Consider the following 12,950-nt stretch of genomic DNA (forward strand, 5'->3'; position numbering starts at 1 on the left):
TCATGTGTGTGTAGTGTAGTGACAGCACACTGTGCTGTCTAATAATTAAAATAGAAATAAATGACAGATCAATGATCTGTCACTACATTAATATATTTTAGAAAATAATTAGAGAAAACAGATGATAAATTTAGATGATTATAAACCTATAGAATTCCCGTGGGATTATACCTGCTTTAGCTCAATAGATAAAAACCCTATTGGGATTCAACTACCCTTATACCATATTGGAGAGCACTTTTATACTAAGTTTAAGTGCTTACCTCACCATGTAGGTTGGGATAATGTTATTCACGGTGGCGTGATAGCATTACTATGTGATGATATCCTTGGTAAACACGTGTTAGAAGTTAGTAAATCATTTTGTATGACACGTAACCTAAATATAAAGTATCTAAAACCCACATATAGCAAAGCAACACATATCTTTAAAACTACTATTATCCGTAAAGGTCGTACCACAGTATGGGCAAAAGTTGATATTTACAATGAAAAAGGTGATTTATGTACCTATGCTGATGCAGATTTTGCCCTTTTAGAAGAGCAGCTTGCAAAGCACAAAGATATAGCTAGTTATAATATTAATGACTTAATCTCCCACTCACAACCAAAACTATAATGATTTAATTTAAATATCATACTTAGCTACCAAAATTACCATATGTAAGGAGGCTGTTGCAAGCTGAAATTAGATGGATAGGAACAGGCAAGATGGACAAGTTTCTATAGATAATCTTAACTTATTGCCACTATTGGTATGTTTACCTTTTTGCGATTTTTAAAAAGTATTGAAAATTAATATCTAATACCAATTCCAATATAAATTGGTGCATTTATCACAAAGGAGTTTATGACTAGGTATGAAATACAAAGTTAGAAAGTAATAATATGTGTTGGAAGTGGTATAGATTCATATTACACTATACCCGTGTTTTATTCTTATATTTACAATTTTATTAATAATCGAATTAGCCTCAGCTATAGAAGCTACATGTATACTTTTTCTATGAGAGAATTTAGTAAGCTTTGAACCATAATCGCATACGACTAGCAAATCATTAAAAAGGTCTCTCAGTATAGTTATATTATAATATTTGGTCTCAGTTTCTAAAGAAATCATAGGCTTCTATCTATTAATCACTTCTTTAATTTTTTTCACTACTAAATACACTAACCTGTTTTTATCCATAAAAGTGTAATAAAATTCTTATGAGAAAAAATATTTAAATGCTGTGACATAAATATCACACCATAAGTTATTCCAGTTCTACACTGGCGGAGAGGAAGAGATTCGAACTCTCGATAGCTGTTAAGCTATACACGCTTTCCAGGCGTGCTCCTTCAACCACTCGGACACCTCTCCAAAGAAATACAAAGTATACAATAAAATTTTTTATTTTCAAACCTTTATAGAGCCATAACTACCGCAGATATAAACATCAATGCAATAAATAGCACTTTTAATAACCCTGGAGATATTATCCCTAAGTATTTAACTGCTAATAAACTACCAACTACAGAAAATGGAATAGCCGATAAAAGCAAAGGTATACTTAAATAACCAAAGGTATCAGGCACATCGACATTAACTCCATACACCAACGTAACAGTAGCGATGCTTGAGCTAATAACTACACACACGCTTGCAATCGAGATGGCTTTTTTTATATCCACACCTATCTTTATAAAAAACATAGTTACAAAGGTTGTGGAAGTAGCAAGTATACTTAATACACCACACACCCCACAGATTGGGTAGGCAATTTTTGATGGTAGTTTCACAACTTTACTATCATTATGTAAAATCATCCAGATACCACTTAATACAAGTATCACAGAAAAAATATGCTTTAATAAGCTCGTATCTATATGCTTAACAATTAATCCTCCTATCACAGCACCTATGGCCAAAGCTATTAAATAATATCTTAGCTCCCCAAACTGAATATTTCCTTTACGTTGATGCTTATAAGTAGCTATCAAACTCAAGCATATAGACATCCCGCAACACGTAGCCAATGCTATTTGCATTGCAGAACTTGGACCATATATATGAACAATAATATAATAAAAAGCTGGTGTTGCTATCAATCCAGCTCCGCCACCAAGCAGTGTAGATATAAAACTAGCCACAAAACCCACTACAGCTCCTAATATAATCAACATTTTTTTACCTTTAAAGTTTTATTTGAGATAGTTGTAAACCGTTGCTCGACTAATACCTAATGCCCTAGCAATATAATAACTAGCATTTTTACCATCTAACGCTCCTTGATTTTTAAGCTCTAAAATTAAATCTTTTTTTTGTGCACGATTTAAATTATCTAACAACAAGTTTTTATCTATACAATATTTTTGTACAAAACCATTTACCTTTTCATATAAAGTATCCTTAAATAGATTTTGTTCACCTTTTGCTATTTGATTACCACCCTCTGGCAAAAACATATTTATTAAAGCTTGATACTTATCAAAAACAGAAACATCTAAATTTATACATAATGCCCCTACTACAATATCTTTATCATCTCGAATAACAGTAATAATACATTTCATCTTCCGTCCATCATAATTTAGCTTCTCATAAGGGCCAATTACAGATAATAATTTGTCATAAGCTTTAAAATCTATATGATCTAAATATGATGGATCACCGACTTCTCTTCTAGATATAGAATTAAATATTGCTTCTATTCTATTTTTACTTAGGTCATGAATAACAACCTCAGCAAAAGGATAAAGAAGCTTACTTATCGCTTGTGCAATATCACTATAAGATCTTAATTCAACACGCATTTCTTCATACTCAAAACAACTATTTAAACAATATATTCTAATTTAGACATTATTGTCAATATAAATAAATAAAAATAGTTTAGAATATAACAACAGCTTGCTATAATGAATCTATTAAACTTTTAATTTATATAAACAATATATAGTGAGGAAAAATTATGATGAAGAAAAAATTACTTACGATAACTACACTATTAGCAGCTTCTGTAGCACTTACATCATGTACAGCTGAAGCTGTTGCTGTCACAGGTTTAGTTTTAGCCAGTGTTGCAGTTGGAGCTTTAGCATATGAGTGGATGGAAAACCCAGATGCTTATAACGCATATGCAAAAAGTAGAGATACTGTCTTTTTGGCTGTTCAAGAAGTATTAAAAGAAAATAACTATACCACTACAGAGCAAACAGTTGATCAGAAAAAATCTGAAATTAAAGCTGTTTCTCCTAGTGGTGACTCTATTAATATTGTAGTCCAATCAGCTAAAGATAATAAAGATCAATCAGCTATTTATATTAAAGATGATAGCAAGGCTAATGCAACTATTATACTTAATAAAATTAATAAAAAACTTGCAGAAGCAAAATAATAATATTGAGGTAACATCTCTTTGCCAGCCTAAACAAAGCATTTTGAGAGCATTTTTGATACAGTTAAAGACATATAATTTTAGGTTGCAACAGGACCCTAATCCCCTATTAGATCATACTCTGTTGACTCTGTAATTTCAACAGTAGCAAACTCACCTACTTTTAAACCTCTCTCAATTGCATCGCCAACGATTACCTGACCATCAACTTCTGGAGCGTCATATTTAGTTCTTCCAATAGCGTAATTTTCATCTTTATTAATAGAATCTATAATTATCTGCTGTTCTGTACCTACGAAACTTTGTAGCTTATTAGCACTTATTTGAGCTTGTAAACCCATAAACTCATCTAAACGTTGTTGTTTAACTTCTTCGGAAATAAGATTGTCAAAACTATTTGCCTTAGCTCCTTCAACTTCTGAATATTTAAAACAACCTACTCTATCAAGTTGTGCCTTTTCTGCAAAATCTAATAAATGCTCAAAATCTTCTTCTGTCTCACCTGGAAAACCAACTATAAATGTACTACGAATAGTTATATCTGGGCAAACATCACGCCATTTATTTATTCTGTCTAAAGTTTTCTGTGTATGTGCTGGTCGCTTCATTCTCTTTAAAACTTCTGGTGATGAATGTTGTAGTGGTACATCCAAATAAGGTAGTATTTTCCCTTGAGCCATCAAAGGCACTATTTTATCAACATGCGGATATGGGTAAACATAATGTAATCTTGTCCACATATCTAAATCACCTAAAGCTGTAGCGAGATCTAAAATATTACTTTGATACTCTTTATCCCTCCAAATACCAGATTTATATTTGATATCCACACCATACGCAGAAGTATCTTGGGATATCACAAGTAACTCTTTAACTCCAGCATTTTTAAGCTTCTCAGCTTCTTTCATTATATTATCGATAGAACGGCTTTTTAGCTTACCACGTATATCTGGGATAATACAAAAAGTACAAGTATTGTTACATCCTTCTGATATTTTTAGGTATGAATAGTGTCTTGGAGTCAATTTTATCCCTTGTGGAGGCACTAAAGATACAAAGTCATTAGCGAAAATAGGTGCATGAGTATGCACAGCTTCAATCAGATTCTCATAATCTTGTGGACCCGTAATACTTAAAACTTCTGGATGTTTTTCTTTGATAAGTTCAGCCTTATTACCCAAACAACCTGTTACTAAAACTTTACCATTCTCAGCAATTGCTTCACCAATTACCTCTAGAGACTCATCTATAGCTGAATTTAGGAAACCACAAGTGTTAACTATAACCATGTCGGCCATTTCATAGCTTTCAACCAAATCATAACCTTCAGCTTTTAATTTAGTTATTATACGCTCAGAATCTACTAAATTTTTAGGGCACCCAAGACTTACAAAACCAATTTTAGGAATTTTAATCATACTACTTATTTAAATAAAAAAATTATGAGGGTTATTTTAGATCAATTTGATAGAAAAAAATAGTTGAAGATTAAATTACATTTGAGCTATTGGTTGAGAAGAGTCAGATTCATCACATTTAACCCCAAAATCAAGGTCTGTTCTTCTATCTAAGTAATAAGCCTTTTCAGATGCTTTATACATACATGCATCGTTTAACCCACCTGTACAGAATTCATCATAAAACTGAGTTGGCTCAGCAGCTGGTTTTAATTTACCATAACTTACTACACACATTTGATCTTGATTTACATTTCTTGACAACAAATACTTATATACAGCATCAGCACGCTTTTGACCAAGATTAAAGTTGTACTTCTCGCTTCCTCTAGGGTCAGTGTTACCAGATAATTTAAGCGGCTGGTCTGGGTGAGCAACTAAATAATCTGCTGTTTTGTCTAAACATGCTTTTGCATCGTCTGTTATATCATAACTATCAAAGCCAAAATATACTGATCTACAATTAATTTCCATCAACTCTTGCTTCATCTTTTCTACCTGCTCTGAACTCATATTCTCAGAACCAAATATCTGTGAAGACATTTCTAAAGCCTGTGAGCTATCAACGCCAGCATACTTATCTTTTATAAGACTGCTATTATCTGGTCTAGTACTAGAACAGCTAGCTAATAATAAAACTGAGCTTATAGCTGCTAATCCTAAAATTTTATCTCTCATTAGTTATACTCCCATATTTAAGTAACATTATCAAAATTTGTAACATTATAATTCCCACTATCATCTACATATTCACCACCGTGGTTATCTGCAGATTCAAGGGTGCTAATAAAGCCTGGCCCATCAGTTTCAGTAAGCTCAGAACCACTTAGGTCAGCATTTGCATTTGGCATCAATTCTGGTCCTTGATACCAAGCACACCCGCCAAGTAAAACAAATGTAAATAATAAAAACACTCTCATTTTCATTTATTAGCCTTAAAAATTTTTAGGTGACCAACTCGGAGACTGAACAAGAGTTTGTGTATCTCCAATACTTTCAACACTAAATTGGTTTTCTCCGTCTAATGATACCATATCCAAAGAGTTATGTCCTTTTGAATTAGTAGTAATATAAGCTATCATATCACCGAATGGGGAAACTGTTGGTGAGGCATCTGCTTTACCATTAGTAAGTGTAGTAATATCACCACTAGCTAAATTAAAGCCGGCTATTTGGGTACCTGTTGATCTAGCTTGTTGATACATAAACACTATATTTTTACCATCTGGAGTATAGTTAGGCTCATAAGCTTGATATATCTTACTACTTAATATAGAAGACTGCGGATATTTAGAATCAACAGGCGCAATATATAGGTTTGGTCTTGTACCCCTATCTGATGTAAATATTACACTCTTACCATTTGGCGAAAACTTAGGTGCAGTATTTATACCATTTATAGTTAATTGCTTTAAAGCTTTTGTTACTAAATTCAATATATATATGTTCGTCTGCTCTGAGTAACCTTTTGATAACGCTAGAACAATCTTACTGTCATCTGGTGAATATGCTGGAGAGCTATTTATTCCTTTATAATTAGTCACTTTTGTAACCTTACCAGTTCCAATCTCAAGTCTATATACACCCATGCTACCACCGCTATAACTAGAGTATATTATAAACTTACCATCATTTGACCAAGATGGTGTTGCTATAGGGTTATCGGTTTGTTTTAGTACAGTATGTTTATTATAACCATCATAATCAGAAATAATAAGTTCATAAACTCTACCATATCTTGCATAAGGGTTTGTTACCTTAACATATGCCAACTTAGTTAAAAAGAATCCTTGTTCTCCAGTAATCTTTTGATATACATAATTTGAAATCTTATGAGCTAAAGTTCTCATCAAAGAAACGTTTATATTGCTATAAGTTACAGACTGTATGTAACTTGTGTTATTTCTTTTAAGAATCTGTACTTCTACAGTGTAGTTATTATAAGAATTTTTTGTATACTTAGTAAATACAACATAATCAGCATTAATATTTTTCCAAGGAATTTCATGTTTATCTTTTATTTCATACTGTATACTGGCATTACCTTTTAGCTTGCCATTATGGTTAAAATCTGATAATACAACTGAGTTCACATCTTGAGGAAACTGGTCTATTACATTATTACTGATCAGTGACACTAGAGGTTTTTGGATTACTCCAGTTGTAACTTCTGCGACTAAATCAGCATATAAATTAGATATTAATGAAGTTAATATCAAAAAAATTACAATTATTTTTCTCATAGTGCTCATAACCCTTATTTTTAATTCTAGTAACTAAACCTTAATTTTAGATTTTCACTCTGTATTATTTGCTTAGCTCTGCTGTTTGAAACCTCTGGGGGTGTAGTGTTCTTAATAGCATCAATCATTGATCGGTCACATCTGTAATCACCTGATGCTCCAGTTAGTTTAATAAATTGACCATTTCTAATAATAGCATCTGGCAAATTATCAATGCCTCTACATGGATCTTTAATCCAATTTGCACCGATTCTATCTTTGTATTCAGAAACATAGCTACCTACCGCTAATTGTGCTTGCGTTTGTTCTTCTTTCTCTTTTGCTGCAGCTTCTGCCTGTGTTTTAGCTTTTGCCAGTCTCTCTTCACGGGCTTTACGTTTGGCTTCTTCTTTAGCTGCTTTTTTTGCTTTTTCTTGAACTTCAAGCTTAGCTTTTTTCTCTTGCTCTAGCCTAAGTTTTTCAGCTTCAGCTTTACGTTTAGCTTCTTCTTTAATCTTCTTTTGGGCTTCAATTTGGGCTTTTTTCTCTTGCTCTAATCTAAGCTTTTCAGCTTCAGCTTTAGCTTTTGCTAATCTTTCTTCACGCGCCTTACGTTTGGCTTCTTCTTTGGCTTTTATAATTGCTTGCTCTCTAGCTTTATCTACAGCTTCTCTAATTTTACGTAGCTTTTGCTGCTGTTGTTCGTATGTTTGAATCTGATTGTTAAGTTCACCACTTGTTATAGAAGTAGCTTGTATAACTTGCATCTGCTTAGAAGCCTCTACACTCTGTGCTTGTAATCTCACAGTAGAATCAAATTTAAGCAAACTTATATAAGATAATACATATAACATCACTACTATAACTATATGTATAATTACTGCCTTAATTAAAAAAGGATTGTTATCTATCTGTTTTCTAAAGTATTCTAAAATTTTACGATAATTAAGATTTGCCATCTTCTGTGACTAACCCCACTTTATCAACTCCAGCTTTTTGAATAAGAGCCATAGCTTTTACTACCTGACCATAGTTTGCATTACTATCACCTCTTACATACACAGGCTTTCCTGGATTTTGTTTAGATAAATTAATTACCACGCTCGCAAGCTCTCTAGATTTTAATGGCGCTTTAGGGTTACTAACCCCCTGATTAACAAAATACGCTCCTTGATTATTTACAGTTACAACTATTGGCTTACTATCTGTAGAGGGAATTTTTTCTGACTTAGTCTTAGGCAAGTCTACTTTAACCCCTTGAGTTAAAATAGGTGTAGTAATCATAAAAATAACCAATAGTACCAACATAACATCTATATATGGAACTACGTTGATGTCTATCATTGGTCTTTTTTTTCTAAAGAACTTTTTATTTCTTCTTTTCATAATAAAAGCCTTTAGTAGCTCTCTTGACCGCAGTGTTGGTGCTGCTCTTTAACCAAATTATTATTATGTGCTTCTTTCAACAATAAGATACATAAATCATCTTGGAATGATTCATAAGTAGACAAAATGTCATCAACTTGATTTGAAAGTCTACTATGACCAATAACAGCAGGAATTGCGACAAATAAGCCCAGTGCTGTAGCTATCAAGGCCTCAGCAATATGCGGAGCCACTACTGATATAGTAGCCTGCTCCATACCGCCTAAAGTATTAAAAGACGACATAATCCCCCAGACTGTTCCAACTAATCCTATATATGGAGCCACAGCAGCCATAGTTCCTAAAGCTGGAAGTTTTTTTTCTAACTCTTTAGCTTCTTGAGATATAGCTATACTTACAGTTCTTTCCATGCCTTCTAAAATTGTTTCTCCTTTTAAAACCCCAGTATCTTTAAGGTTATTATACTCTCTCAAAGCAGAACAAAAAATTATAGATTTACCAAAAATGTTTTCTTTATGTTGTAAGTAATATTCATATAGCTTTTGAATATGGTGCCCTGCCCAAAAAAGCTTATCAAACCTGGCTTGTTCGTGTTTATACTTCTTTACACGACTGTTAACTTCTAACATTATAGCCCATGAATAAACAGACATAGCCACCAAAGCTAACATTATCAATTGTACAATAAAATTTGCGTGCCATATTAACTGAATCAATGATAACGAGTTATCTTGCATAAATTTACCCTAAAAACTTTATGTTTATAATTTTTATAAATGCTAACAACATTATACGTAAACTGATATAAATTATAAATACTTTAATTTACTTATCAAATTATAGTTTAATATTAATAAATAATTCTGCTATTATTTTAGTTACCCAACAAAAATTATTGTATTAAAAAATGTTAAATATAAAAAAATCCAATAAATCTCTTATATTTTGTTTAGCAAGCTTTGCTTTAATATCATGCTCAAACTCTCAAGGCGACTCATTTGGCTATGCTTCACCTCCACCTACTCAAAGAGATATGTACTCTAACGAAGCAGGACCCTTACAACAACCAGGTGGTGTAGCTGCTGAAATAGAAAGTGAGCAAGGAAATCCTATGGATGATTCAGACTTTACAGTAAGATACTAAGATTCTGCATCAATTATTTTTTTACCATCTACATTTGAAGATTCATTTAGGTAATCATTTTCTGTTTTTTTCTTATATTTATAGTGAGAAACTGGTCCTGAGAGTGCATAACCTATCATTATTAAATAAAGGAGTTTCTCAGGCATAGTAAACAACATCAAGATTATAAGTATAAAACAGATTACATATAATTTACTGATATTACCTTTGCCATCACTATCCTTAAAGCTTCTAAACTTAATATCACTTATCATCATAAAAGCTAAGTACAAAGCTGTAAATGAAGTTAATAACACTGTAACAAAAGCGTAGTCACCTACAAATGTTTCTTGGCCTAGCCAGATAAGTCCAGAAATAGTAACAGCCCCAGCTGGACATGGCATACCATAAAAATATAGCCTCTTTTCTATTAAGCCTTCTTCTGTAAGCTCTTTTGGCTCTTGCTGGGTATCAAACTTAGCCAACCTAAGAGCTACCGCCAACAAATACAAAAATGAAATCGCCGCACCTAAAGGACCAATATTATGCAAACTCCAAAAATATATCACTAATGCTGGAGTCGCTCCAAAAGAAACAACATCAGCTAGGCTATCCAATGCTGCGCCAAACGCTGTTTGAGTTTGTGTATAACGTGCAATCCTCCCATCAAAAGCATCTGCAAATCCCGACAAAAGCATATAACCAGCACTTGATATAAATTTGCCTTGGAAAGCTGCAATGATTGCTAAAAAGGCAAATAACAAACTAGCACTAGTAAATAAGCTAGGTAGTATGTACTTTGATTTTTTCATATCGATATTTTCTAATAACCACATAAGTATAACCTCTTATTTCTTCGTCAAATCTGGTCTTAAGATTTTAGCACCATGTAAATATATGTGGCTAATTTCTTTTTGATCTTTGTTAGTATTATAAGTCAACATTATCCTGATACAAAGATCTAAAGCATCTTTAACTTTCATTTGTTGACAATCTAATAATGGTACATCTACTAAGCCTAACTCCCTTGCAGCTACAGCAGGAAATTCTGAACTTATGTCAGATGTTACTGTAAATATAATATTTACTATATCCTTATGTGCTACAACATTATCTTCAAGCATTTTTTCAAGCAACTCTTTGGTAGCAACCAGTACATCTTCTTTTGTGTCTTTGTTTATAGTTGTAGCACCTCTGATAGATCTTTGCATAATCTATACCTTAGTAAATTTTTGTTTTAACAATCTAGGTAATGGAAAATAAACTTCCTCTTTTATGCCTTCAAAGTCTTCAACATCAACATCTTTATCACAAATATCTGATATTTTAGCTACTATTTCCTGTACCAGATACTCTGGTGCTGACGCTCCAGCACTGACTCCACAAGTGTTTTTGTTATTAAACCATGATCTATCTATATCTAAAGGATTATCAACTAAATAGGAATCAACACCCTCTAATTTAGCAAGCTCTCGTAATCTGTTTGAGTTTGAACTATTATGAGAGCCAACCACAACAAGTATATCTATATATCCTAACATTGCTTTAATTGCTGCTTGTCTATTTTGAGTAGCATAGCAAATATCCTCTTTTTTAGGACCTTTGATGTTAGGGAATTTTTTGTTTAAAGCTTCTATAATATTTTTTGTTTCATCTACAGATAAAGTTGTTTGTGTAGCATAATATAAGTTATTTGGGTCTTTAACCTCTAGTTTGGCAACATCGCTCTCACTCTCAACCAAGTATATCGCTCCTTTTTTGCTACGATATTGTCCCATAGTTCCTTGAACCTCCGGATGCCCCTTGTGACCAACTAGTATACATTCAGCATCATTATTGCTAGCTGACCTAACTCCTCTATGAACTTTTGTAACAAGTGGGCAAGTTGCATCATACAATATTAGATTTTTTGTAGCTGCTGCTTGCTCAACTTTAAGTGAAACACCATGAGCACTAAATATACACACTGAATTATCTGGAACTTCATCTATCTCTTTAACAAAAATAACTCCTTTTTTCTTAAGCGAGTCTACGACAACTTTATTATGTACTACCTCATGTCGTACGTATACTGGTGATTTTTCTACTTCTAAAACTTTCTCTACGGTTTCTACTGCTCTACTTACACCAGCACAAAAACCACGAGGATTAGCCAACAGTATCTTCATTTAGATCTTCCTCATTTTTTGCAATACCAAGGATTTTTGCCTCAAACACTATTATCTGGCCAGATAGTGGATGGTTAAAATCAACCGTCACATCATCATCGCCAATTTCAGTTATCAGACCTGGCAACTTTGTACCATCCTTTTGGCTAAAAGAAACTATAAGCCCCTCCTCTAACTCTATACTTTTAGGAAACCTAGTTTTTGGAACTGAGTAAATACTCGCTGGATGCTTCTCACCGAATGCTTCTTCTGGCATTAAAACCACCCTTTTACTAGTACCTACTTCTGCTCCTATAAGCTCATTTTCAACCTTTTCAGTAAAACATCCTTGCCCCATTTGAAAAACAAAAGCACGATTATAATTTTCTGTATCTTCAGCTATAGAGCCATCTTTTAGTCTAAATTTAAAATGCATTTTAACAAAACAATCTGTAGTTACTTTCATTACAAAAACCACATTAAAACTTTTTTCAACAAGATACCATATTTATGTAGTTTAGTCATCTTATTGATATATAAATTAAGTTTATGCTGATAGAAACCACCGGACTCCAAAATAAGTGTTATAGTACAAAATACTGGTGTCACATAGTTTGACAACACTGACTTCTTTCTCTACTCTTAATATTATCTTATATCACACACCTTTAGTTTTCTTAAAATACAGTAATTATAAAAAAGGGGAAAGGTAATGAATAAATACATAGAACAGCATTTAGAAAAGCATGAAATTTTAGAATACAATGCCGAAGTTAGCAATTGGCTTTTCCTTATCCCAGCTATCATGGCTTTATTTTTCATTTTGGCAGGTACAGCAGAACCAAGAACTGCAGGAATGATGTATTTTATAGCTCTTTGCTACATTTTATACCCTTATGTTATCAAAACATCTACTGAGCTTGCTATAACTAATGAGAGGATTGTAGGAAGAGTTGGTTTTCTACATGCTAAATTTTTAAATTTAAGGTTTAATCAGATTGAAAGTGTAAAACTGTCTCAAAGCCTTTTTGGTAGACTTTTAGATTATGGAGATATCACTATTTATAGCTCAAATTCTACTAGATACAGGTTTAAATTTCTCTCTAACCCAATAGCACTTAAAGCTTTTATAAGTGAAAAAAATATAATTAAGAACTTTAATTCTAATATTTAAGTGAATATTATGACAAAGGTTTAAACTTACAATACCTACCTTCACATGTATGACCATCTCT

Annotated in this window: 17 protein-coding genes and 1 tRNA gene; 4 read left to right on the forward strand and 14 right to left on the reverse strand. The window is 32.7% G+C overall.

The window, feature by feature from the left end:
- Window positions 1-121 precede the first annotated feature (121 nt).
- Entirely contained in the window at window positions 122-619 is a 498-nt protein-coding gene (locus tag E4K63_RS05910) for a PaaI family thioesterase (protein WP_133941029.1), read from the forward strand.
- Between the two features lie 654 nt (window positions 620-1,273).
- Here the strand turns inward: E4K63_RS05910 and E4K63_RS05915 are convergent.
- From E4K63_RS05915 to E4K63_RS05925, 3 genes are all read right to left on the reverse strand, one after another.
- Window positions 1,274-1,363: transfer RNA gene (locus E4K63_RS05915), tRNA-Ser, on the reverse strand.
- A gap of 44 nt (window positions 1,364-1,407) precedes the next feature.
- On the reverse strand, window positions 1,408-2,166 hold the full coding sequence (locus tag E4K63_RS05920; RefSeq protein ID WP_133941031.1) for a sulfite exporter TauE/SafE family protein: 759 nt from the start codon (window positions 2,164-2,166) through the stop codon (window positions 1,408-1,410).
- Between the two features lie 18 nt (window positions 2,167-2,184).
- Window positions 2,185-2,796: a helix-turn-helix transcriptional regulator gene (locus tag E4K63_RS05925; RefSeq protein ID WP_133941033.1), complete on the reverse strand. Its 612-nt coding sequence runs from the start codon at window positions 2,794-2,796 to the stop codon at window positions 2,185-2,187.
- Window positions 2,797-2,954: 158 nt separating this feature from the next.
- On the opposite strand from E4K63_RS05925, the gene E4K63_RS05930 reads away from it, so the two are divergent.
- Entirely contained in the window at window positions 2,955-3,380 is a 426-nt protein-coding gene (locus E4K63_RS05930; RefSeq protein ID WP_133941035.1) for a DUF3568 family protein, read from the forward strand.
- Window positions 3,381-3,478: 98 nt separating this feature from the next.
- Here E4K63_RS05930 and rimO read toward each other — a convergent pair whose 3' ends face one another.
- The 7 genes from rimO to tolQ form a co-directional block, all read right to left on the reverse strand.
- Window positions 3,479-4,798 (reverse strand): 30S ribosomal protein S12 methylthiotransferase RimO, encoded by a 1,320-nt coding sequence (gene rimO / locus E4K63_RS05935; protein WP_133941037.1) that lies wholly within the window; start codon window positions 4,796-4,798, stop codon window positions 3,479-3,481.
- A 75-nt stretch (window positions 4,799-4,873) separates the two neighbouring features.
- Entirely contained in the window at window positions 4,874-5,515 is a 642-nt protein-coding gene (locus tag E4K63_RS05940) for an OmpA family protein (protein WP_133941039.1), read from the reverse strand.
- Between the two features lie 17 nt (window positions 5,516-5,532).
- Window positions 5,533-5,763 carry a hypothetical protein gene (locus E4K63_RS05945; RefSeq protein ID WP_133941041.1) on the reverse strand — a complete coding sequence of 77 codons (231 nt, stop codon included), beginning with the start codon at window positions 5,761-5,763 and terminating at the stop codon, window positions 5,533-5,535.
- A 9-nt stretch (window positions 5,764-5,772) separates the two neighbouring features.
- Window positions 5,773-7,080: a PD40 domain-containing protein gene (locus E4K63_RS05950; RefSeq protein WP_166666882.1), complete on the reverse strand. Its 1,308-nt coding sequence runs from the start codon at window positions 7,078-7,080 to the stop codon at window positions 5,773-5,775.
- 26 nt (window positions 7,081-7,106) lie between these two features.
- Window positions 7,107-8,018: a cell envelope integrity protein TolA gene (gene tolA, locus E4K63_RS05955; protein WP_133941045.1), complete on the reverse strand. Its 912-nt coding sequence runs from the start codon at window positions 8,016-8,018 to the stop codon at window positions 7,107-7,109.
- The gene (tolR, locus tag E4K63_RS05960; protein ID WP_035721355.1) at window positions 8,005-8,445 is read right to left on the reverse strand and encodes a protein TolR; all 441 of its coding nucleotides are present in this window, start codon (window positions 8,443-8,445) and stop codon (window positions 8,005-8,007) included. The genes tolA and tolR overlap by 14 nt, the downstream gene beginning before the upstream one ends.
- Before the next feature lie 11 nt (window positions 8,446-8,456).
- Window positions 8,457-9,182, reverse strand: coding sequence for a protein TolQ (tolQ, locus tag E4K63_RS05965; RefSeq protein WP_133941046.1), 726 nt, complete (start codon window positions 9,180-9,182; stop codon window positions 8,457-8,459).
- Window positions 9,183-9,352: 170 nt separating this feature from the next.
- Here tolQ and E4K63_RS05970 point away from each other — a divergent pair, with 170 nt between their 5' ends.
- Complete coding sequence (locus E4K63_RS05970) at window positions 9,353-9,589, forward strand: hypothetical protein (RefSeq protein WP_133941048.1); 237 nt, start codon at window positions 9,353-9,355, stop codon at window positions 9,587-9,589.
- Here the strand turns inward: E4K63_RS05970 and E4K63_RS05975 are convergent.
- Genes E4K63_RS05975 through E4K63_RS05990 form a run of 4 tightly spaced genes read right to left on the reverse strand, consistent with a single transcriptional unit; the run spans window position 9,586 to window position 12,181 of the window.
- Window positions 9,586-10,404, reverse strand: coding sequence for a CDP-alcohol phosphatidyltransferase family protein (locus tag E4K63_RS05975; protein WP_166666883.1), 819 nt, complete (start codon window positions 10,402-10,404; stop codon window positions 9,586-9,588). The genes E4K63_RS05970 and E4K63_RS05975 overlap by 4 nt on opposite strands.
- A gap of 12 nt (window positions 10,405-10,416) precedes the next feature.
- Window positions 10,417-10,779 carry a chorismate mutase gene (aroH, locus tag E4K63_RS05980; protein WP_133941052.1) on the reverse strand — a complete coding sequence of 121 codons (363 nt, stop codon included), beginning with the start codon at window positions 10,777-10,779 and terminating at the stop codon, window positions 10,417-10,419.
- Window positions 10,780-10,782: 3 nt separating this feature from the next.
- Window positions 10,783-11,736, reverse strand: a complete 954-nt coding sequence (gene ispH / locus E4K63_RS05985) for a 4-hydroxy-3-methylbut-2-enyl diphosphate reductase (RefSeq protein WP_133941054.1) — start codon at window positions 11,734-11,736, stop codon at window positions 10,783-10,785.
- Complete coding sequence (locus tag E4K63_RS05990; protein ID WP_133941056.1) at window positions 11,717-12,181, reverse strand: FKBP-type peptidyl-prolyl cis-trans isomerase; 465 nt, start codon at window positions 12,179-12,181, stop codon at window positions 11,717-11,719. The genes ispH and E4K63_RS05990 overlap by 20 nt, the downstream gene beginning before the upstream one ends.
- Before the next feature lie 246 nt (window positions 12,182-12,427).
- Between E4K63_RS05990 and E4K63_RS05995 the strand changes: the two genes are divergently transcribed.
- Window positions 12,428-12,889, forward strand: a complete 462-nt coding sequence (locus E4K63_RS05995) for a PH domain-containing protein (protein ID WP_133941058.1) — start codon at window positions 12,428-12,430, stop codon at window positions 12,887-12,889.
- Window positions 12,890-12,950: the final 61 nt, after the last annotated feature.

The sequence above is a fragment of the Allofrancisella inopinata genome (assembly GCF_012222965.1).
GTDB lineage: Bacteria > Pseudomonadota > Gammaproteobacteria > Francisellales > Francisellaceae > Francisella > Francisella inopinata.